The sequence below is a fragment of the Ruminococcus flavefaciens ND2009 genome (genome assembly GCF_000621785.1).
Classification (GTDB): domain Bacteria; phylum Bacillota; class Clostridia; order Oscillospirales; family Ruminococcaceae; genus Ruminococcus; species Ruminococcus flavefaciens_C.
This window is the reverse complement of sequence record NZ_KK211346.1, coordinates 134,875-156,882: the sequence shown is the minus strand read 5'-3', so window position 1 is coordinate 156,882 and position 22,008 is coordinate 134,875. Positions and strand designations below refer to the sequence as shown.

At 48.2% G+C, this 22,008-nt stretch carries 20 protein-coding genes and 1 tRNA gene; 13 read left to right on the top strand and 8 right to left on the bottom strand.

Translation table 11 applies throughout. From position 1 onward, the window contains the following. The first annotated feature begins 1 nt into the window (after position 1). Genes T488_RS0107545 through T488_RS0107520 form a run of 6 tightly spaced genes read left to right on the top strand, consistent with a single transcriptional unit; the run spans position 2 to position 5,031 of the window. Positions 2 to 1,201: a bifunctional 3,4-dihydroxy-2-butanone-4-phosphate synthase/GTP cyclohydrolase II gene (locus T488_RS0107545; protein ID WP_028520235.1), complete on the top strand. Its 1,200-nt coding sequence runs from the start codon at positions 2 to 4 to the stop codon at positions 1,199 to 1,201. A gap of 11 nt (positions 1,202 to 1,212) precedes the next feature. Then, positions 1,213 to 1,701, top strand: a complete 489-nt coding sequence (locus tag T488_RS0107540) for a hypothetical protein (protein WP_155267184.1) — start codon at positions 1,213 to 1,215, stop codon at positions 1,699 to 1,701. Positions 1,702 to 1,713: 12 nt separating this feature from the next. Further along, positions 1,714 to 2,232, top strand: a complete 519-nt coding sequence (locus T488_RS0107535; RefSeq protein WP_028520233.1) for a hypothetical protein — start codon at positions 1,714 to 1,716, stop codon at positions 2,230 to 2,232. 15 nt (positions 2,233 to 2,247) lie between these two features. Further along, the gene (gene ribH / locus T488_RS0107530) at positions 2,248 to 2,715 is read left to right on the top strand and encodes a 6,7-dimethyl-8-ribityllumazine synthase (RefSeq protein WP_028520232.1); all 468 of its coding nucleotides are present in this window, start codon (positions 2,248 to 2,250) and stop codon (positions 2,713 to 2,715) included. Continuing rightward, complete coding sequence (locus T488_RS0107525; protein WP_051536393.1) at positions 2,715 to 3,371, top strand: HAD family hydrolase; 657 nt, start codon at positions 2,715 to 2,717, stop codon at positions 3,369 to 3,371. The genes ribH and T488_RS0107525 overlap by 1 nt, the downstream gene beginning before the upstream one ends. A 16-nt stretch (positions 3,372 to 3,387) precedes the next feature. Continuing rightward, entirely contained in the window at positions 3,388 to 5,031 is a 1,644-nt protein-coding gene (locus T488_RS0107520) for a hypothetical protein (protein WP_028520230.1), read from the top strand. Between the two features lie 41 nt (positions 5,032 to 5,072). On the opposite strand, the gene T488_RS0107515 is transcribed toward T488_RS0107520, so the two are convergent. The 3 genes from T488_RS0107515 to T488_RS0107505 all read right to left on the bottom strand — a co-directional run bounded on the left by T488_RS0107515 (position 5,073) and on the right by T488_RS0107505 (position 10,037). Beyond that, a complete protein-coding gene (locus tag T488_RS0107515; protein ID WP_028520229.1) occupies positions 5,073 to 8,111 on the bottom strand; it encodes an ABC transporter ATP-binding protein/permease in 3,039 nt (1,012 codons plus the stop codon). A gap of 178 nt (positions 8,112 to 8,289) precedes the next feature. After that, positions 8,290 to 9,435 carry a ribose-phosphate pyrophosphokinase gene (locus tag T488_RS0107510; protein ID WP_028520228.1) on the bottom strand — a complete coding sequence of 382 codons (1,146 nt, stop codon included), beginning with the start codon at positions 9,433 to 9,435 and terminating at the stop codon, positions 8,290 to 8,292. Positions 9,436 to 9,506: 71 nt separating this feature from the next. Next, positions 9,507 to 10,037, bottom strand: coding sequence for an inorganic diphosphatase (locus tag T488_RS0107505; RefSeq protein ID WP_028520227.1), 531 nt, complete (start codon positions 10,035 to 10,037; stop codon positions 9,507 to 9,509). 371 nt (positions 10,038 to 10,408) lie between these two features. Between T488_RS0107505 and T488_RS0107500 the strand changes: the two genes are divergently transcribed. Beyond that, entirely contained in the window at positions 10,409 to 12,343 is a 1,935-nt protein-coding gene (locus T488_RS0107500; RefSeq protein WP_028520226.1) for a substrate-binding and GGDEF domain-containing protein, read from the top strand. 40 nt (positions 12,344 to 12,383) lie between these two features. Here T488_RS0107500 and T488_RS0107495 read toward each other — a convergent pair whose 3' ends face one another. The 5 genes from T488_RS0107495 to T488_RS0107475 all read right to left on the bottom strand — a co-directional run bounded on the left by T488_RS0107495 (position 12,384) and on the right by T488_RS0107475 (position 17,163). Continuing rightward, positions 12,384 to 13,133 (bottom strand): radical SAM protein, encoded by a 750-nt coding sequence (locus T488_RS0107495; protein ID WP_028520225.1) that lies wholly within the window; start codon positions 13,131 to 13,133, stop codon positions 12,384 to 12,386. A gap of 131 nt (positions 13,134 to 13,264) precedes the next feature. Beyond that, on the bottom strand, positions 13,265 to 13,747 hold the full coding sequence (locus T488_RS0107490) for a deoxycytidylate deaminase (RefSeq protein WP_028520224.1): 483 nt from the start codon (positions 13,745 to 13,747) through the stop codon (positions 13,265 to 13,267). A 104-nt stretch (positions 13,748 to 13,851) separates the two neighbouring features. Next, on the bottom strand, positions 13,852 to 14,970 hold the full coding sequence (locus T488_RS0107485) for a substrate-binding domain-containing protein (RefSeq protein ID WP_082320469.1): 1,119 nt from the start codon (positions 14,968 to 14,970) through the stop codon (positions 13,852 to 13,854). Positions 14,971 to 15,501: 531 nt separating this feature from the next. Beyond that, positions 15,502 to 15,573: transfer RNA gene (locus T488_RS0107480), tRNA-Gln, on the bottom strand. A gap of 87 nt (positions 15,574 to 15,660) precedes the next feature. Next, a complete protein-coding gene (locus T488_RS0107475; RefSeq protein WP_082320468.1) occupies positions 15,661 to 17,163 on the bottom strand; it encodes an MATE family efflux transporter in 1,503 nt (500 codons plus the stop codon). Positions 17,164 to 17,506: 343 nt separating this feature from the next. Between T488_RS0107475 and T488_RS0107470 the strand changes: the two genes are divergently transcribed. The 6 genes from T488_RS0107470 to T488_RS0107440 all read left to right on the top strand — a co-directional run bounded on the left by T488_RS0107470 (position 17,507) and on the right by T488_RS0107440 (position 22,006). Continuing rightward, complete coding sequence (locus T488_RS0107470; RefSeq protein ID WP_028520221.1) at positions 17,507 to 18,064, top strand: Maf family protein; 558 nt, start codon at positions 17,507 to 17,509, stop codon at positions 18,062 to 18,064. 142 nt (positions 18,065 to 18,206) lie between these two features. Beyond that, positions 18,207 to 19,475, top strand: a complete 1,269-nt coding sequence (locus tag T488_RS0107465; RefSeq protein ID WP_028520220.1) for a DUF1015 domain-containing protein — start codon at positions 18,207 to 18,209, stop codon at positions 19,473 to 19,475. Next, positions 19,475 to 19,714 (top strand): DUF3781 domain-containing protein, encoded by a 240-nt coding sequence (locus T488_RS0107460; protein ID WP_028520219.1) that lies wholly within the window; start codon positions 19,475 to 19,477, stop codon positions 19,712 to 19,714. The genes T488_RS0107465 and T488_RS0107460 overlap by 1 nt, the downstream gene beginning before the upstream one ends. 13 nt (positions 19,715 to 19,727) lie before the next feature. After that, positions 19,728 to 20,447, top strand: coding sequence for a CPBP family glutamic-type intramembrane protease (locus T488_RS0107455; protein ID WP_028520218.1), 720 nt, complete (start codon positions 19,728 to 19,730; stop codon positions 20,445 to 20,447). A gap of 12 nt (positions 20,448 to 20,459) precedes the next feature. Further along, entirely contained in the window at positions 20,460 to 21,410 is a 951-nt protein-coding gene (locus tag T488_RS20110) for a GNAT family N-acetyltransferase (protein ID WP_242838315.1), read from the top strand. A gap of 11 nt (positions 21,411 to 21,421) precedes the next feature. Further along, complete coding sequence (locus tag T488_RS0107440; protein WP_028520217.1) at positions 21,422 to 22,006, top strand: DUF6434 domain-containing protein; 585 nt, start codon at positions 21,422 to 21,424, stop codon at positions 22,004 to 22,006. Positions 22,007 to 22,008: the final 2 nt, after the last annotated feature.

Here is a 22,008-nt window from a genome sequence, read left to right as displayed (position 1 = left end):
AATGTTCCGTTACAACACAGTAGAGGAAGCCGCAGAGGCTCTCCGAAACGGCGAGATAATTCTCGTCACCGACGATGAAGACCGCGAAAATGAGGGCGATATGATATGCGCCGCTCAGTTTGCCACCACGGAGAATGTCAACTTCATGGCGGCTCACGCAAAGGGTCTCATATGTATGCCCATGAGTATTGAGCTGTGCCAGAAGCTCCACCTTCATCAGATGGTGGACTTCAACACCGATAACCACTCAACGGCGTTCACGGTCTCCATCGACCACGTTGACACCACCACGGGCATATCCGCCGCAGAGCGCGGCTACACCGCCAGAATGGCTGTTTCTCCCGATGCAAAGCCCGATGACTTCCGCAAGCCGGGGCATATGTTCCCTCTTATGGCTAAGAAGAACGGCGTCCTTGAGCGCGAGGGACACACAGAAGCGACCGTTGACCTCATGCGTATCGCAGGTCTTGAGGAGTGCGGCCTCTGCTGCGAGATAATGCGTGACGACGGCACAATGATGAGGTCTGCGGAATTGCAGGAAAAAGCGCAGGAATGGGGCATGAAGTTCATCACTATCCAGGCGCTGAAGGAATACAGAAAGGTACATGACAAGCTGGTGGAGTGCGTTGCAAATACAAAGCTCCCAACCAAATACGGCGAGTTCAGAGCTCTCGGCTACGTCAACAAGCTCAACGGCGAGCACCATGTGGCACTCGTCAAGGGAGACATCGGCGACGGACAGGATATACTCTGCCGCGTACATTCCGAGTGTCTCACAGGCGACGCCTTCGGCTCTCTCAAATGCGACTGCGGACAGCAGTTCGCCGCGGCAATGTCCCAGATCGAAAAGGAAGGCAGAGGCATACTCCTCTACATGAGACAGGAGGGACGCGGTATCGGTCTCATCAACAAGCTCCGCGCCTACGAGCTTCAGGACAAGGGCATGGACACCCTTGAGGCTAACCTTGCGCTGGGCTTTCCGGGAGATATGCGCGAATACTACATCGGCGCACAGATACTCCGCGACCTGGGCTGCAAGACCCTTCGCCTGCTGACCAACAACCCCGACAAGGTATACGGTCTCAGCGGCTTCGGACTGGAAATAAAGGAGCGTGTGCCCATTCAGGTGGACGCTACCGCCTACGACCTGTTCTATCTCAGGACAAAAAGGGACAAAATGGGTCACATTCTTGATTATTGAGGTGATTTATTATGAGTATCTGGTGGTATTTTGCGACCATAATACTTTCAATAGGCGTTCTTTTAATGGTGCTCAACACTGTAAACCTGCTCCGCGGTATGTTTAAATTCAAGGACAAGGTCATAGTCATGAACCTTCCCGCACTGCTGCTCTATATAATCGCTATTGCAGTAGGTATAGCACTTGTCATATTCAACAAGGGCTTCCGTGTTCCCTGGATACTTATGGAAGTCATACTTCTCCTTTCCATATTCAGTCTCTGCGTACCTATTACGCCGCAGGGAGTTGTCAACGAAGGCCCCTTCGGCTGCAAGCTCCTTCCCCGTGAGGAGTACAGCTATGAATTCGGCAAGGACAAAATGGGCGAATGTATGAAGCTCTACCGCAAGGGCGTGGAAAAGCCTGCGGTATTCCATCTTGGCATAAAGAACATGAAGACCGTAAAGATGCTTGCAGACTGGTACGGCAAGCACGGATACGAAAATCCGCTGACAAAGTAAGGAGGAGCTGAAATGCTGAAAATATTCTCAATATGCGTCCTCTGTTTCATGTCAGCACTGTTCATTGCTGCGATCATCGGCTACTTCGTGTTCCGTTCAAGGGTATCAACAAAGAAGACTGCCATAAAGCTAAAAAGGGATCGTAAAAAGGACGCCCTCTGGTGGTCCTGCTGCTGGGCAGCCTGGCTGGTCATAGGATTCCTGGAGTGGAACGGCGCAAGGCAGATGGACGACACCTATCACATGAACTGCTACGGACTTCTCTTTCTCTCGGGCATAATACTGACCATCCTTATCCTGCTGGACTTCTTTATCGGAAAGTACGCCTATATCACCACGCAGAGAGTGTACTTCCCCGATAACTTCGGACTTGCAAGGCAGAAGAAAAAGGTCAGCTACCAGCTTTCGGGTGATACACTGAGCCTGTGGTTCAACAACGGCATAATGCCGAAAAAATTCACTGTCATAGAAAAAAAGGACGAGCTCGTAAAGCTCCTCAAGGACAATTACTTGCTCAACAGAAATAAATAAAAAGGAGTATTTATCATGAAGACATATGAAGGAAAACTTGTATCAAAGGACATCAGAGTAGGTATTGTTGTGGCTCGTTTCAACGAGTTCATCACATCAAAGCTGCTGGGCGGAGCTATCGACACTCTCAAGCGTCATGACGTAAGCGACGGAGCCATCGACGTAGCATGGGTACCCGGTGCATTTGAGATCCCCCTCATCGCTTCAAAAATGGCAAAGTCAGGCAAGTATGACGCTATTATCTGCCTGGGCGCTATCATAAGAGGAAGCACCTCTCACTATGACCTTGTATGCAACGAGGCTGCAAAGGGTATTGCGCAGGTATCTCTCCAGAGCGATATTCCCGTAATGTTCGGTGTTATCACTACCGAGAACATCGAGCAGGCTATCGAGCGTGCAGGCTCCAAGGCAGGCAATAAGGGCAGCGAGTGTGCTGAGGGCGCTATCGAGATGATAAACCTCATCAGAGAGATCGAGGCATAATGACCAACCTCATTTTCGATTACGACGGCACTATCCATAACTCTATGCTCACCTATGCCCCTGCCTTCCGCGGCACTATGAAATGGCTGTCCGACAGGGGCTATATCGCAGACAGAGAATATACCGACAAGGAGATAAGCTACTGGCTGGGCTTCAATTCCACGGATATGTGGGGACAGTTCCACCCCGAGCTTGACCCTGAGATACGCGAAAAAGCCCGCATAATGCTGGGCGAGGACATGGCAAGACGTGTGGACGCGGGCGAGGGAGCCCTCTACGACGGTGCTGAGGAGATGCTTGCAGACCTTAGAGAAAAAGGCTTCACCCTTATCTTTCTCAGCAACTGCCGCTTCCACTACCTTGAACGCCACAAGCGTGTCTTCGGTCTGGACCGTTTCTTCCACTATTTCTACTGCTGTGAGGCTTTTGACTTTATACCCAAATATGAGATATTCCGCAGGATAGCTCCCCTCCATGAGGGAGACTTTATCGTCATCGGCGACCGCTTCCACGATATAGAGACCGCCGCTGTGAACGGACTCCCCTCCATAGGCTGCGGCTACGGCTTCGGCAGCAGAGAGGAGCTCTCAAAGGCTGACATAATCGTTGACAATATACGTCAGATACCATCGGCTGTTGAAAAGCTGCGCCGCTGACGCGAAAGGAGTATGTATGAGATCCTCCCGCATAGCAGCCCTCCTGACAGCAGGAGCGCTCACCCTGTCACTTTTATCATGCACAGACAACGATCCTCCCAGACAGTCAAGAGTCAGGGACACCTCCCGCGAATACGCCATCGGTCAGTCTGGGGGCTCCGAACAGGAGATCATCCCCGAGATAAGTGACTACTGTCCCGATCTTGATACTGTTGAGGAAGCTGTCAGCAAGCTCATTGATGATATTGACAAAGGAAACACAAGTGCCCTTGACAGCGATATCAATAACCTCCTGGAGCTCTATGACGAGATCTATGAAGCCCGCAGCGTAAAGGAGCTGGAATTCTACGCCCATTACTCCAACGAGGAAATGGAGAATGAATTCAACGAGGTTTACCGTATCCTCTATGTTGCAGGCGATATGATGCGTGCGGCTTTCGTCCGCGGCTACTACAGCGATCACCGCTCCTATTTTGAGAAATACGTTACCGATGAGGATATAGAGTTCTATAAGGACATCACAGACACCGATGACCTTGATATTATCCGTACAGAATCCGAGTCAAGCTTTGACGATATGACCGAAAACCTCGGCGAGTATTACAAAATAATCGCCGACGACGATCTCGACGAGGACGAAAAGGACATAAAATGTGCAAAGATCCTCATAGACATTCTTCAGGACTATGACACAGGACTGCTCTATTCGCAGTACGACAGGGACTACACAGGCGAAGAGATCCTTGCTCTGGGCGACTCCGTAAGAGATGAGCTCATTCCCGTCATGGACAGGCTCATAGATGTTTATGTAGACAACACCGATCTTTCTGATCTTTATGCCGAATACGGCTTTGAAGACGCTCCCTTTGAAGTCATCAGGGAATATGCTCCGCAGCTCTCCGAGGATCTGGCAAAAAGTGCAGACCTGATATGCGATGAGCATCTGTACAGACTCTGCTATAACGATGACGAGGCATTTGAAGGTGCGTTCACCGACGAGCTCCCGCTTGAAGACAAGGCTATGATCTTCATAGGCTCCATGGACAGTGACGAAGTTCTTAACACTGCCATTCATGAATTCGGACACTTCCACGCCACATTCTACGATAATACTCCCACGTTCCTCTCGCAGAACAATCTTGACATCGCAGAGGTACAGTCCCAGGGACTTGAGCTCATATTCACCCGTTTCTATGACGAGATATACGGCAGCAGCAGCGACTCTCAGAAGATCATGCAGATTATCGACCTGCTTGATTCGGTCATAAGCGGCTACCTTGTCGGCGAATTTGAATACAAGATAACGGAACGGATAGACGATATAACTCCCGAGGAACTGGTGGAGCTTTTCAACGATAATATGGACTACTACGACGGAGCAGCCCGGCTCTATATGATCTCACATCTTTTCGAGAGCCCGGGGTATTATATAAGCTATTCCACCTCCGCCCTTGCAGCCTTTGACCTTTTCGATGACGCCTTCAATGCTCCCGACAAGGCACTTGAGCGTTATGAGAAGTTCTCAAGGATCTCCTGCAACTCAGGTGAGTACAGCTTCCGTCAGGCTCTCAGCGAATGCGGCTTCAGGGACGTACTCAGCCGTGATTATATCTCACAGCTCGCAGATGAGATAAGCAGATTTGCCGATAAATACAAATAATTAGCATAACAAAAAGGACTGCAATTGCAGTCCTTTTATCTTTATTCTGTTCTGAGAGCCTCAACAGGATCCTTCCTTGCGGCAACTCCTGACGGGATAAGTCCCGCTATGAGCGTGAGTATCATGCTTATGAGCACCAGCACCACAGCTCCCACAACAGGAACGTGTGCATGGAGGGTATCAAGGCTGGTAACACTGTGTATAACAGCGTTGATAGGTATGGTAAGAAGTACCGATACACCTATTCCGATAAGTCCTGCTGCCAGTCCAACGAGAAGGGTCTCGGCATTGAATACAGTCCTTACATTGTGCTTGGAAGCACCGATAGCTCTGAGGATACCGATCTCTCGTGTACGCTCAAGAACCGATATATATGTGATGATACCGATCATTATTGACGAAACCACCAGAGAGATACCAACGAAGGCGATAAGCAGGTAGGAAATACCGCTTATGATGCCTGTGATAGATGACATGAGAAGTGCCACCATATCGGTATAATGGATAACATCAGCTTCCTTAACGCCCTTGTTGTAGCGTTTGATAGCGTCTGCGATGTCGTCCTTGTCCTCGAAGCTCTTTGCATAGAGACGGATACGTGAAGGATCTGACTCATCGGCAACACCAAGAAGCTTGAGGTTGTCATCATAAGTAGACTTTGAGATCTCCTCGGGTGTATACTTCTCGAATACAACGCCGTAGTTCTCAGTGCTTATGGGGGTTGAGTCCAGCATCTTTGCAAGCTCACCGTTGGTAAGTGAGCCAAGCTGCTCCTGAGCCATCTGAGCGTACTGCTCAGTTACCTGCTGACGGATAGCCTCCTCAGCGTAGCTCTTTATATCCTCGTCGCTCATCTGACCGACGAAAGATGTTATCTGTGAGCTGTCAACACCAAGCTCCTCTGAGTACATAGCTGTTATCTGCTCCACGAACTGATCGCGGTCGAAGTCCTTCATTGCAGCCTCTACCTGAGCGCTGAGCTGCTTGGGATCGGGCTGTGAAACGATAAGGCGGTAGATCTCAGCCTTTGTATCTGTGTCAGCCTTTTCGATGAATGCCTTTGCGGTCTCAGCCTTCTCCTCGGGAGTAGGCTCAACATAGTCATCGGACATGAACTTTGTGCCTGTGATAAGGTCATTTTCCTTGTCAGCGATCTGATCCTTTACAAGGTCGCTGGAGCTTGTCTTGTCAATGACGTATTCAGTGAGCTTTGAGGTATAGCACATATACCCCTGAAGCATGGGAGCTCTTACGTCCTCCTTGGGGTGGATAAGACCGACTATCTTGATGTCGGTTCCCACGTCAGAGGAATTATAGAGGTAATCAATACCTGTTGTGTTTGCAGTCAGATCAACGCAGCCCTTGCCTGCTTCATTCTTCTGGTAGTACTCACAGGGAAGGATCATCTTGAACTTCTTGTTCATGATGTCGTCCATGTTCCATTCCATCTGTCCGTAGTCCTTGATCTCCTCGTTGCTCATGGCAGCCTTGAGCTTTTCGTTGAACCCCTCCTGATCCTTGAGACCCATAGCATAGGTGATTATATCGGGAAGCTCATTGTTCTGTCTGAGCACCACAACTACCTCATCGTAGTTCTGAGGCCATTCGCCCTTTACCAGCTCATACTGCTCCTTGACAAGATCGCTGACGTACTCGCCGTTCTCGCCGGGGAGGAGCTCCTCCATAACGTTGAGACCGAAAGCAGACATCTCCATACCTGCCATAGGGTTGTTCATGGAAGCGTTCATCACATCGGACTCGCCCATGCCCATAGCCTTGCTGTACATATCCATGAAATCTACCTTGATGATCTCTCCTGATGGCGACTCGGTGAACACAGGCATTTTAACATCGTAGGAATAGCCGATAGCGCTTGCCTTTTCGGCGATAACACTGTCATTCTCAAGGAATATGCGGAAGTCCTTCATGTTGTTTATCTGCTTGGCAGCAGAATTGAAGGAATTGAACATATCATAGACCTGAGTGTTTGCGTAGACCTTATCGTCCTCGAAAGTACGTGAATTGTATTCGTTCTGACTCTTCATAAGAGCCTCGACCATCCCCTGGGTATCGGTATTCTCTCTCAATATCTCAAGAGGATAAGATGAGAGTGTCTCCTCCTGGATATTGTCGATGTACTCGTTGATACCCGTAGCCAGCGAAAGGATAAGAGCGATACCGATGATACCGATAGAGCCTGCAAAGGCGGTAAGGAGCGTCCTTCCCTTCTTGGTCATAAGGTTGTTGAGAGAGAGTGAAACTGCAGTACCGAAGGACATTGAGACCTTCTTTTTCTTATCAGGAGCGCTCTTCTCTGTCTTCGCATTCTTTTCCGACTTGTCAGCCTTGGCTTTCTTTGTCTTTGACTTTTTGCTCTTGTCCTTGCTCTCAGCCTTTGAAGGATCAAAGGGATCGCTGTCGTCTGTGAGCTCGCCGTCCTTTATCCTTACGATACGTGTAGCGTACTCCTCAGCCAGCTCAGGGTTATGAGTTACCATGATGACCAGCTTATCACTGGCGATCTCTTTGAGGAGCTCCATTACCTGGATGGAGGTCTCCGAGTCAAGAGCACCTGTGGGCTCGTCAGCAAGAAGTATATCGGGATCATTGATGAGCGCACGGGCAATAGCCACACGCTGCATCTGTCCGCCCGACATCTGGTTGGGCTTTTTGTGGAGCTGATCTCCCAGTCCCACCTTTTCAAGGGCTTCCTTGGCGCGCTTGCGTCTCTCTGACTTTGAAACGCCCGAGATAGTCAGCGCCAGCTCTACATTTGAGAGTACGGTCTGATGAGGTATAAGGTTATAGCTCTGGAAAATGAAGCCTATGGAGTGGTTTCTGTAAGCGTCCCAGTCTCTGTCCTTATACTGCTTTGTAGATGTGCCGTTGATGATGAGGTCTCCCGAGGTATAGTGATCGAGACCTCCGATTATGTTTAGCAGTGTGGTCTTTCCACAGCCTGAATGTCCGAGAATAGCGACAAATTCGTTCTCACGGAACGTAATGCTTACCCCGTTCAGAGCTGTTACGACGTTATCCCCGACGCCGTATTTTTTGACGATGTCTTTCAGCTGAAGCATTTAATCTCCCCTTCATAAATCATGTGACAGTAAATAACTGCCGCAAATTAAAATTTGCAAATATTATTATAGCACTTTGACTAATATTTGTCAATATTCTTGTTGGCTTTAAACAAAGGTTTCACGCAATTTTCACAAAAGAAAAAGGCACCGTTTGTTAACAGTGCCTTAACATTTATTACTTCATGCCGTACTTCTTGAGCAGGTTCTCGATCTTGGTATGAGGATCGATGATCTTGCTGATAGAAACGTCGTGATTGATAGCTTCAATGAAGTATGCGATGTACTTGGAAACATCGACCTCGTGGAACCAGGGTCTGCTGAGGAGCTCAGGAGTCCTGTATGTGAGGTTTGTACCGAATACGCCGTCAAGAGTGCCTTCCTCGTAAGCCTTGTCAAACTTTTCAAGACCGTTTGTGAAGATGGTATATGTAGCGTAGGCGAAGATCCTGCCAGCCTTCTTCTCCTTGAGTGCATAAGCAAGATCCAGCATGGATTCACCTGATGAGATGATGTCATCAGAAACGAAAATATCCTTGCCCTCAACAGGGTTACCGAGATATTCGTGAGCAACGATGGGGTTGCGTCCGTTAACGATAGTGGAGTAATCTCTTCTCTTGTAGAACATACCCATCTCAACGCCGAGAACAGAAGCATAATACATATTTCTGTTGAGAGCGCCTTCGTCAGGGCTTACTACCATGAACTTGTCCTTATTGAAGTCAAGATCCTTTATGTCCTTGAGCATAGCCTTGAGTACCTGATATGTAGGCATTACATTGTCAAAGCCCATGAGCGGGATAGCGTTCTGGACTCTGGGGTCGTGAGCGTCAAAGCATACGATATTTGATACGCCCATAGCCTCAAGCTCCTGAAGAGCGCAGGCACAGTCAAGTGACTCGCGGTAGCTTCTTCTGTGCTGGCGTCCGCCGTAAAGAGTAGGCATTATAACAGTTATGCGGTGAGCCTTACCGCTTGCAGCCTGGATGATCCTCTTGAGATCCTGGAAATGATCGTCGGGAGACATTGCATTCTTCATTCCGAAATAGTCGTACTTGATGCTGTAGTTTCCTACATCAACGATGATAAAGAGATCCTTGCCGCGGATAGTGGACTTGATGAGTCCCTTGCCGTCGCCCGAGGAAAAACGGGGGCATTCGCTCTCTACCAGGAAGGTATCGACATTTATGCCGCCCTTTCCTGCCCAGTCAACGAGGTAATCGTCGATCTTCTTGCCAAGCTCGGTAACGCTGTTCATAGCGATGATACCGATAGGTGCGACATTTGAATCGCTGCCGAATAAAATTTCACTTGAAGCTGTCATAAAACTGTTTTCGCACGTTTTTACGCGCGATACTCCTTTCGCTTTTTAGTCATTTTCGGTACGAGCAGTGCTTACTTGCAGAAGCTGTCGATATAGCGTTCGATATCTCCGCTTATTATCTCCTTTGCAATGTCTGCATGATCGACCTCGTTAACGGCTGTTGTTTTGTTTTCAAGTTCCTTGTAGACTTTGAAGAAATGTGTCATCTCATCGAAAACGTGCTTCGGAAGCTCCTCGATATCCTTGTACATATTGTAGTTCGGATCGTCAAAGGGTATCGCGATGATCTTATCGTCGCGGTGTCCGTTGTCAAGCATTCTTATCACTCCGATGGGGTAGCATCTTACCAGTGTAAGCGGCATGAGCTGCTCCGAGCAGAGCACCAGAACGTCGAGGGGGTCGTTATCGTCTGAATAAGTCCTGGGTATAAATCCGTAGTTCGCGGGATAGTGAGTTGAGGTGTAGAGGATACGGTCCATGATTATAAGACCTGTTTCCTTGTCAAGCTCATATTTGATCTTGCTACCCTTGCCGATCTCGATCACCGCGATAAAATCTTCGGGATTTATTCTCTTTGGGCTGATCTTGTGCCAGATATTCATAAATTCCCTCCGCAGCATTTCCGCCTGTGCATCGGGCACAGTTTCGGAATTATTTTGATAAAGCCATTAAGAATGACGTTATCCCCTACTAATTATTATACAGTTTTTTAGGGATTTGTCAATATACAGCTTGATTTTCGGCATTTATTATAAATTATCCAAAAATCCGAGAAGTTTTTCGTCTTTTCGTCGTCAGGACAATTTTGTTAATAATCCTGTACATATTACTCTAAGGATAATAATATTAACAAAAAGTAAATATATCCAATGAATATTATAATAAAAATCTATTGATTTTCTTCAAAAAATATAGTAAAATATATGTAGAGTTGTCTCAAATGAATACAAAAAGGGAGAAAGGGGGAAGTGAAATGGACATAAAACGTATCGCAGTTATAATCGAGGAGATCGGACAGAGCTACCAGAGCACTATACTCAGCGGAATATCCGCAGGTGCTGCCGAATTCGGGCTCAATATCGCTGCATTCGTGTCCTTCAGCGGCGAGATGAACAATCCGCGGCATGAGATAGGCGAGTTCACCATATTCAGCCTCACCGATTTCACCGACTTCGACGGAGCTATCCTCCTTACCAATACTCTCTCCTATCAGCCTGTGGTTAACGATATAATCGACAAGATAAAGCGCGCAGGCATACCCGCAGTCAGCATAGACAAGGATATCCCCTGCTTCTATCACATCGGCATAGACAACAAAACCGCCATGCGCGGTATAACCGAACACATGATAAACGTCCACGGATATAAGGATTTCGCCTATATCTCGGGTCCCGCCGACAATTCGGAGAGCTCCGACAGACTGGCTGCATTTTGCAGCGTTCTCAGCGAAAACGGTCTTGGCATTTCCGATGACGCCATATATTACGGAGACTTCCGTACTCCCACGGGAAAGGCAGCGGTGGAGCACTTCATCGAGTATCTCCCCCATATGCCCAGAGCTATCATCTGCGCAAATGACGTTATGGCAGCCTCTGCCATTACCGCTCTCCGGGCCCATGGTCTCAGAGTGCCAGATGACGTAGCCGTAACAGGCTTCGATAATACCTATAACAGCCACAACTATCAGGTGGAGCTCACATCTGTTGAACGTCCCCTTGCCATGTCCGGAAGGCTTGCCTGCAAGATGCTCCATGAGCATTTCAGCGGATTGCAGCAGCAGAGGAACGTTATCCTCAATATGTCTCCGCGGTTCACCGAGAGCTGCGGCTGTCACCATAATGCACTTTCCGACGTCAGCAAGCTCAAGGAGCTCAACTTCCGCAATTACTCCAACTTTGAGAGCGTCCAGTCATATATGTCGGTCCTCAACAGGATGTCCACACAGCTTGAAGCCTGCAACAACTATAATGACTATATCGCCACTCTGAAGCGCAACGCAGTGGAGATACACCCCGATGAGTTCTACTTCTGTCTCTGCGACAACTGGGACTCAGAGCTGGCTGTGGACAGTTCTGCAACTATGGACGGCGCCGACCTTTCCGTCCCCATGACCTATACCGAAGAGGTCATAGTCCCCATCGCCTATGTAAACGGCGAATTCATCGACTGCGGAAGGATAAAGTCCCGTGAGATATTCCCTCCCGAAGCCAAAACAGGAGAAAAGGGAAAATTCTACTATGTAACTCCCCTGCACTTCGGCGAGCGCTGTCTCGGATATATGGCTATCAGGAGCTCAAGGATCCCCCTCCAGAATATAATGTTCGAGACCTTATGCATTAATATATGCAATTCCCTTGAAAACCTGAGAAAGCTCATGTGCCTTGAATACGCGGTAGACCGTCTCGCAAACCTATACACCAAGGACACCTTCTCGGGAATATACAACCGAAACGGATTTGTTCAGGCAACAAATGACATATACCATGACTGCATGGAAAACGGACGTGACATAATGCTCATGTTCATCGATCTGGACGGGCTAAAGATAATCAACGATACCTACGGTCACGATGTCGGAGACCGTGCCATCTGTAATATCGCAGACGTGCTCCGCGATTCCTGCACAGACGGCGAGATATTCTGTCGTTTCGGCGGAGATGAGTTCATAGTTTTCGGTGCCGATTACACCGAGGAACAGGCTCAGCAGCTCACACAGCGTATCGAAGCAAATATTGCCGGGATAAACGCAAGCGGAGAAAACCCGTTCATACTAAGTGCAAGCTCAGGCTACACCATCGCCAAGCCAAAGAAGGGCGAAGACATCTTCAATTTCGTTACAGATGCCGATAACATGATGTACGCCGAAAAGCGCAAGAAAAAGCAGTCCAGGCACCTGAAAAAGCTCTGATCACAGAAAATCCCCGTGGGTAACCCACGGGGATTGTTTTTTATACAGGCGAATACGCCTTTATTATGTCAATAATATCGTTTTTGTATATGCTTCCTCCCAGCACACCGCCGTCCGCATCAAAGCACAGTGAGCGGATATTCCCGGGATCCTCCTCATAGGGGTCCGCAGGAGCTTCATCAGCAGCGCCGCCAAGCAGCTCCACAGCCTTGCCCTTGAGGAAAATGATATTTCCCTCAGAGACAGAATAGCCATTTTCACGGAAGCTTTTCATCAGTTCACGGGTTTTTCCGTCAAACTCATTGTCAGCTTCGGGAGCCTTCAGCCATGCCGGATGTATCTCAACAGGTATGCCTTCAGTTCTTACGCGCTCCGCAAAAAGCTCCACAGGAGCCAATGGTACAGTCTCCTGATGGAAGGCATCGACCGACAGCATTACGCGGTTCACGCCGCTTTCCGCAAGCATATGTGCAACTTCTGCGATACGGCGGCTGTCCCTGCTGAAAAAGCCGTTGGTGATGATCTCGCGCCGCGGAATGCCAGCTCTTTCAGCTGCGCTCTGTATAGCGCAGACAGTCTCGGGAAACAGCAGCGGCTCTCCCCCGAAGGTCATCAGCGACTTTATTTCATAGTAACGGCACACCCTTTCGACCGCTTCCGCAGCTCTTGTACCGTCGATATGTCCGCTGTAACCGTAATGGTCGCCCTGGCTGCAATGCCTGCACCTGCCTGTGCAGCACATCGTCACGCTGAATTCAATACGTTCAAGATTTTCAAGATATACGTTCATAAAAACTGCTCCTTATAATAATATTTTTATTATAACGGTGCAGTACGGGAACTATTCTTACTCGGTGGGACGTTCCCTCTTGTTACTGCACCGAGCAGTTAATTCGTTTCATCATCATAGCTTTCACCTCATCAGACGGAGAGAACTATATCCTTGCCGCTGGGAGCATACTCCTCAACGGAAACTCCGCACTTTCCAAAAAGTATACATGAAGCCTTTACGCTGTCGGTATCGGCGTACTTGTTGCACTTGTAGACCACACGCTTTATCCCCGACTGGATTATAGCCTTTGCGCACTCATTGCAGGGAAAAAGTGTAACATAGAGTGTACAGCCGCTGAGGCTTCCGAAGCTGCTGTTGAGGATAGCGTTCAGCTCAGCATGGCATACAAAGGGATATTTAGTGTCGAGAGCGGTGTCACCCTCGCGTTCCCAGGGCATATCGTCATCATCACAGCCTGTGGGCATTCCGTTATAGCCAACGGAAACTATCTTGTGCTTGTCATTTACGATACAGGCTCCCACCTGTGTGGAATTGTCTTTGCTGCGCTGTGCTGAGAGCATAGCGATGCCCATGAAATACTCGTCCCAGCTTATGTAATCTTTCCTTTTCATTCTATTTCACCTCGTCGCACGTTCTGATTTAATAGAATTATAACATAAGCAGTTGACAGTGTCAAGAAAAAAGGGACCGACCGCCGGGGTCAGTCCCTTAAATTTTACTTTACAAGCTCGAGATACTTATTATTGCTGTCCCACTGGTAAAGTCCTGTATTGACCAGAAGCTGGAGGTTATCCTTTGTGATAACATAAGGAACCAGCAGATAGGACTGTACATACTTTACACCATTATTGTATGACTCGGTATCGAATTCACATTCGCAGTTGAGCGACTCGGTAAGCTTTGCAGCAGGTATCTCTCCGTCAAGGAGCTTCTTGCAGACTTCAAGAGCAACTCCTGCCTCATCGTTTAAATTCTTATAAACTGTCATTGCCTGCTTGCCGTCAACGATATTTCTGAGGTTGTTGATGTCTCCGTCCTGACCTGTGATGATAGGCTGACCGCTTCCCTTATAATCGGAAGCAATTGCCCTTGTAACACCGAGAGCTGTGGAATCATTGGAGCAGAGAGCTACATCGAGGTTCTTATCCTTATAGTTTGCAGCAAGAGTGCCCTTCATATCTTTTTCTGCATTATCAGATGCCCATTCATAAGTAGCAACACGCTCGAAGGTGGTTTTTCCCGAGGGTACTACTACCTTGCCGGACTCGATATAGGGCTTGAGAGTCTCATAAGCACCGTTGAAGAAATAGCGGGCATTGTTATCGCCTGAATCACCGGCAACAAACTCTACATTATAAGGACCGCTGGTCATATTCAGTCCGAGCTGATCTATAACATAGTCTGCCTGCATTTTTCCTACATTATAGTTATCGAATGAGATATAATATGTTATGGCGTCTGTATTCATGATAAGACGGTCATAAGAAACGATAGGGATATTCTTCGCCTTTGCTTCCTCAAGAGTCTTTGACATCTGAGTTCCGTCTACCGGCGCAATGAGGAGAAGGTCAACGTCATGTGAGATAAGACCGAGGACATCATTGTTCTGCTTAGTAGCGTCATTCTTTGAAAAAGTAAGCTCAACCTCATAGCCGGCATCTTCAAACTGCTTCTGAAGATAGAGTCCGTCGTTGTTCCAGCGCTCGAGGTCCTGTGTAGGCATTGCGATACCTATCTTTTTCTTTGCCGAGCCATTGTTTGCCTGATCCTTTCCACAGGATACAAAGCTTGCTATCATGACAGCTGCCGCAGCTGCCGCAAAAAACTTCTTCATAATAATACTACCCCCTGATAGTGGACGCTTCCTCTCGGAAGATGATGTTAATTATATTTATAATATTATTTTACACCCTATTTTTCGTCATGTCAATACACTTTCCAATTATTTGGGGATTTGTATAATATACGAGGCGTAAATATATGCAAAATACCAAAGTCGTTTTAAAACAGAATTCACAAATCACAGTTTTCCGCGTATTCAAGCCATTTCTTATTATATAAAAAACATATACCATTTTACTATTTTCACTATTGCCTGCCTGCTTTGAAACAAGTCAAATTTACCATATGTATTTTTGTAGAAGACTATTACATTTTATCAATGTGTAATATAGTTTTTATATTATGTAAAATAGTCTCTTTTTTCGCGCAAATAACCAACAGCGCATTACAGCACCTTTTCTGTGAAAAAAATATCATGATTTTAGTACTTCCACAGGTATATATCAGCGGCAGTATTTACCTGTCTCTGAGCTATGGATTCAAATAAAAAAGCCCCGCCATTACCTGACGGAGCTTTACTGAATTGGGGCAGCGGGATTTGAACCCACGGGTGACAGAGTCAAAGTCTGTTGCCTTACCGCTTGGCTATGCCCCAGCACTCACCCAAATATTATAACAAAAATCCCACAATAAATCAATACTGCGGGATTTTTATTTTTATTTTAATCAATAGTACGGATCATCAGTACCATTCCATGTCCCTCATGACCTTGAATTCATGCCTTGCCATAATGATAGCCACTAACGCCGAAAGTGCATCAGCAACGGGAGCTGCATAAAGTATGCCGTTGATCTGGAAAAAGAGCGGCATCACCAGCATAAGTGGTATGAAGAACAGTATCTGCCTTGTAAGTGAAAGGAATACGCCCTTTACAGGTTTTCCTATAGATGTGAAGAATGTGGAAGTTATGGGCTGAAGACCGTTTATCCATGTAAAGAAGAAGGATATCCGGAAGAACTTCGCGCCGAACTTATAATAACCTTCACTTGCCTGATCATTTGCAAATACTCCGAGTATCTGCTTCGGGAACAGCTGGAACGCCACAAAAGCTATGACAGATATTATGACGCCTGCCTTAACAGCCATCCAGAAAGCACTTCTTACGCGGTCGTACTTCTGTGCACCGTAGTTGAAGCTCTCGATAGGCTGGGTTCCCTGTGCAAGTCCGATAACTATTGAGAACACGATCATGTTTACCTTCATGACTATTCCCGCAACTGCGATGGGGTCGTTTGCTCCGTACTCTGAAAGCGCACCGTAGTGTCTGAGCGAATTGTTGAGAACTATCTGAACTATGGCAATAGCAAGCTGATTGAAACAGGAAGCCATTCCGATAGAGCATATCCTGCTGACTATGTTCGCCTTGGGCAGCAGATGCCTGCCGAAGAGGTAAACGGTCTTGAAGTTGAAGCAGTATACCACTACTATAATAGCAGATATGAGCTGTCCGATGACCGTTGCGATAGCTGCGCCCTTCATTCCCCAGTCCAGACCGAGAACAAGCACCGCGTCGAGTATGGTATTGACCACCGCACCAGTGATGTTGCATATCATGGTGATCTTGGGACTTCCGTCCGCTCGGATTATATGTCCGCCGCCTGTTGTAAGTATCAGGAACGGAAAGCCGAAAGCCGTATATTTTACGTATTCCTTGGCGTACGGCATGACCGCGTCGGTAGCTCCGAAGCGTTTTAGCAGCGGCGTCAGGAACACAAGTGTGATCACCGACAGTATCACACCGCTGGTAAACAGCAGAGAAAGAGAATTTCCCGCAAAATACGGAGCTCGCTTCTTGTCGCCCATACCCATAGTAAGGTTGAAGCAGGACGCTCCGCCTATTCCGAGGAGCAGCGCCAGTGCCATACAGCCCGTGGTGAACGGGAAAGCGATCGAGGTCGCCGTATTTCCCAGAGTACCAACAGCTTTTCCGATAAACAGCTGATCCACCATGTTGTACAGGGCACTGACCAGCATACCTACGATACTCGGTATGGCGAACTTCATCATAAGTGAGCGTACAGGCGCGTTCCCCAGCGGATTTCCGCCCTGAGGAGGTCCCCCGAATCCACCGTGGGGAGATCCGCCTGCTCCGGGAGGCGGTCCGCCTGCACCCGGTGGCGGTCCGCCTATTCCACTGGGAGGACCGTTAAAGCCGCGAGGTCCGCCGATCTGATTTTCATTCATATTATCCTAACCTTCTTTTCTTTTTAACAAATACCTTTTAATTATACATCATTTATTGTCAAAAAACAATAGTGACACAAAAATGACATAGTAAAAATTTTTCAAAAGTTTCGCCCAATACTGATACAAAATTTACAATGAGCGGAGCTTTTGCCTTGACATACCATAGGCTATGTGATAGAATTATTAATGATATATTTTTCCGTTGATGAGCGAAAAATATGGGCAGTTACAGCCAAGGTGAGACAAGAGCCGCAGACTCCGCTCTCTTACTATCGCTGCTGTCGAACAAAATGTCACATTTTCCGAAAAAATTTTTCAACCCGAACAAAGGTCGTGAATCATGAAAATAATACTTGCATCTGCTTCGCCGAGACGGCGTGAGCTTATGAGATACATCACCGAGGACTTCGAGGCGGTATCGTTGGACTGCGACGAGACTCTCCCCGAGGATATACCGCCCATGGAGGCTTCCGGGTACCTGGCGGTGCTGAAGGCAAAGGCTGCGGCGGAGAAGTACCCCGACTGCGTCGTTATCGGCTGCGATACCACCGTCATCTGCGGCAGCGAGATACTGGGCAAGCCAAAGGACAGGGCACAGTGCATTGCCGATATATCCAAGCTTTCAGGACGCACTCATCAGGTGGTCACGGGCTGCTGCATTATCAGCGGCGGCAAAGTCAGCTCCTTCTCGGAGGTGACCGATGTTACTTTCCGTGAGCTTACTTCTGCGGAGATAGAGTCCTACGCCGACACCGACGAGCCCTATGACAAGGCAGGCGGATACGGTATCCAAGGGCTGGGCTCCGCGCTCATCTCCCGCATCGACGGGGATTTCTTCAATGTGGTTGGACTCCCCGTGGGCAGGCTCTTCAATGAAATGAAAAAATTTCAGAGTTGAGAGCTGTTGTGTCGTCCGACGACGACTTATTGAAATAATGTGTGCGAAGAGAGCACATCAACTCTCAATTCTAAACTCTTGGGCGTCCGCCCATACTAAGCACTGAGCACTAAAAACTAATAACTATAAAGGAGTATTTACCATGAACTCAACTGCTTTTCATTCTGCTGACATTCTTATCCCCAAGGACTGCGATATGCACAAGTGGTCCGTTATTGCCTGCGACCAGTACACCAGCGAGCCTGAGTACTGGGACGAGGTAAGCGCTACCGTAGGAAGCGCTCCCTCAACGCTGAACCTTATCCTCCCCGAGCTCTACCTCGAGCAGGACGGCGTTGCTCAGCGCATTGACAATATCCACTCCGCTATGGACAAGTACCTTGCTGACGGCATATTCACCGAGTACAAGGACGCTATGGTATACGTTGAGAGAGTCCAGAGCAACGGTATCCTCCGTCAGGGTATCGTGGGCGCGATCGACCTCGAAAAGTACGACTTCTCCAAGGGCAGCACCTCCGAGGTAAGAGCTACCGAGGCTACTGTCATCGAGCGTATACCTCCCCGTATAAAGGTAAGACAGGGCGCTCCCCTTGAGCTTCCCCATATAATGATACTCATTGACGACCCCGACAACACCGTTATCGAGCCCCTTGCAAAGAGCGTTTCCGATGACAGCAAGCTCTACGATTTCGAGCTCATGCAGAAGGGCGGCAGCATAAAGGGCTGGCTCATGGACAAGTCCGCACAGGAGGCTGTTGACAAGGCGCTCTGCGCTCTGGCTGACCCCGATGCTTTCTGCAAGAAGTACGGTCTCAGCGACACTCCCGTTCTCCTCTATGCTATGGGCGACGGAAATCACTCACTGGCTACCGCAAAGGAGTTCTACGAGCAGCTGAAAAAGGCTGATCCCGGCAAGGACTTCTCAAACCACCCTGCACGATATGCTCTGGCTGAGATAGTAAACCTCCACAGTGACGCCCTCAAATTTGAGGCTATCCACCGCCTTGTTTACGATGTTGACTGCGACAAGCTCATGAATGAGCTCACTGCCGCTCTTGAGCTCTCCGAAACAAAGGAGTCCGACCAGTACGTTATCTGCTCATGCTGCGGCACCGAGAAGAAGCTCTACATCAATAGGAAGTCCTCTAATCTCTCCGTTGGTTCTCTCCAGAACTTCCTTGACGGCTATATCAAGACTAACGGCGGAAAGATAGACTATATCCACGGCGCCGATACAGTCAAGTCCCTGGCTGATAAGCACAGCGGTCTCGCTTTCATTCTCCCCGATATGGACAAGTCTCAGCTCTTCCCCACCGTTATCAAGGACGGAGCTCTCCCCAGAAAGACATTCTCCATGGGTCACGCCGAGGACAAGAGATTTTACATCGAGGCAAGAAAGATAACCGAATAATGGAACTGATCAAAAATATCGCCAAGCTCCACACCACGGAGCTTGGCGCAGTTCGTATAAGACGCAATCTAAGTCTTGACTGCGACGATGTGGTGGAATGGTGCAGGGAACAGATATGCTCTCCCGAAGCCGTGATCGAGCGACGCGGCAAGAACTGGTACGCAGCTGTCGGCGGTGCGGTCATCACTGTAAACGCATACAGCTATACTATCATCACTGCTCACAAAGCAGTTCCGTAAAAGGGGAAGTGCCATGAATAAAACAAGCTGTCTGAAATACTTTCTGCCTGCCCGATGTATATTATTTCTGCTGATATTTGCTGCCGGAGCTTTCATCACAGGCAGGGAATTCAGCGAAATAAGCTGCTGGTGGACCATAGTCGCCTCCGCAGTAAATATACTGACTATTCTTTTTCTTGTTATATCCGCAAGAAAAGCAGGCAGCAGCTATCGGGAGCTTATCGCCTATGAAAAGGGCAAAACTCCCGTAAAGAAAACAATACTCCTTACTATAGTATTCATTTTCATCGGCACGGCAGGGCTGTATGCCGCAGGCTATATCTGCTACGGAGTTTTACCGTATTCACCACCCATGATAGTAGAGCCGATACCGCTCATTCCCGCCATACTGAACATCGCTGTACTTCCCGTTACTACAGCATTGGCTGAGGACGGTCTGTATCTCGGCGGAGGCGTCAATCAGATAAAGAACAAGTTTGCAGCAATACTTATCCCTGCCTTTTTCTACACACTCCAGCACTGCTTCATACCTACACTGTTTGATGCAAAGTACATGATCTACAGATTTATCTCATTTCTTCCGCTGACCGTTATATTCTGCATTCATTACTACAAAAAGCGCGATCCGCTGCCGATGATGATAAGCCACGCTATACTTGATCTCGCCACAGCAATGACTATTGTCGCAATGTCTGCCGACCATAGCCTGTACGAAAAAATGATAAATATGTAAAGGAGCTTTAATATGACCGTAAGAAGATTTGAACAGCAGGACGCAGAAGCGGTGTCCGCTCTGGTCATAAAGACTATAAGAATATCCAACGTCAAGGACTACCCTGCCGAGCTCATGGAGGAGGTAGTCAAAAGCCAGCAGCCCGAAAACATACTTGACCGTGCAGGCTGGACACATATGTATGTAGTCGAAGATGAGGGAATGATAATAGGCGTCGGCGCTATCGGTCCCTACTGGGGCAAGGAGGACGAGAGCAGTCTGTTCACTATCTTCGTGCTTCCCGAATATCAGGGCAAAGGCGTGGGCAGGCTCATCATGGAAACTCTCGAAAAGGACGAATTCTTCCTCCGTGCAAAGCGTATAGAGATACCCTCATCTATAACAGGCTGTCAGTTTTACAGGCATTTCGGCTATGACTACAAAAACGGTATAGCAGAGGTGGACGATGAACACGTTTACCGTCTGGAAAAGTTCAGAGGCATATGTAAGATAGGCAGAAACAGTATTCCCCAATGTGTAAAGGTCATAAAGACAAGCTTCATGACCGTGGCGGACGAGTTCGGCTTCACTTTGGAAAATGCGCCGCGGTTCGTGGCTTTTGCAACTACCGAAGAGAAGCTGCTTTCACAGTATGATAAGGAACAGCGCCCCATGTACGCATTTTACTCCGATGGCGGCAGAATGGTGGGCTATTATTCACTGCTCCGGCTCGAAAACGGAGAGTGTGAGCTGAACAACCTCTGCGTTCTCCCCGAATACAGACACAGGAATATCGGCGAGAAGCTGCTCATGGACGCCTGTGAGGAGGCAAGAACTATGGGCTGCACAAAGCTGGTATTCAGCATCGTTGAGGAAAACACCGTACTCCGCAAATGGTACGAAAAACACGGAGCAGTCCATGTGGGCACGAAAAAGTTCGACTTTTTCCCCTTTACCTGCGGCTACATGGAGATAAAACTGTAAAGGAGCAAGCTATGTCAGACAGACCGGAACTGAAAAAAGGACTGGACAGCAAAGTCTTCCGAAGCTATTACTACCTCAAGGAGGAGCTGCTCGGGTTCTGCCGCGAGAACGGTCTGCCCGTTTCCGGCAGCAAAACTCAGCTCACCGAGAGGATAGCTCATTTTCTTGATACGGGGAAGGTGCTGCTGCCTGCTGCAAAGAGCAGAATTAGAAGCGCTGCCGACTCCGCTCCCATAGCAATGGACGGAAAAATTGGCGAAAACTTCGTATGCTCTGAGGTCCACCGTGCCTTCTTCAAGGCGCATTTAGGCAAGAGCTTTTCCTTCAATGTGGCTTTCCAGAAATGGCTCAAAACCAACGGTGACAAGTCCTATGCCGACGCTATCGAAGCCTACCGCCTCATCATTGAGGAGAAAAAGCACAGCAAAACTACCATTGACAGTCAGTTTGAGTACAACACCTATATCCGCGATTTCTTCGCCGATAACAAGGGAAGCTCCCTCGGCGACGCTATAAAGTGCTGGAAGTACAAAAAGAGTCTCAAAGGGCACAACCGCTATGAGCCCTCTGACCTGACTGCACTGGATAAGGAGTAAGA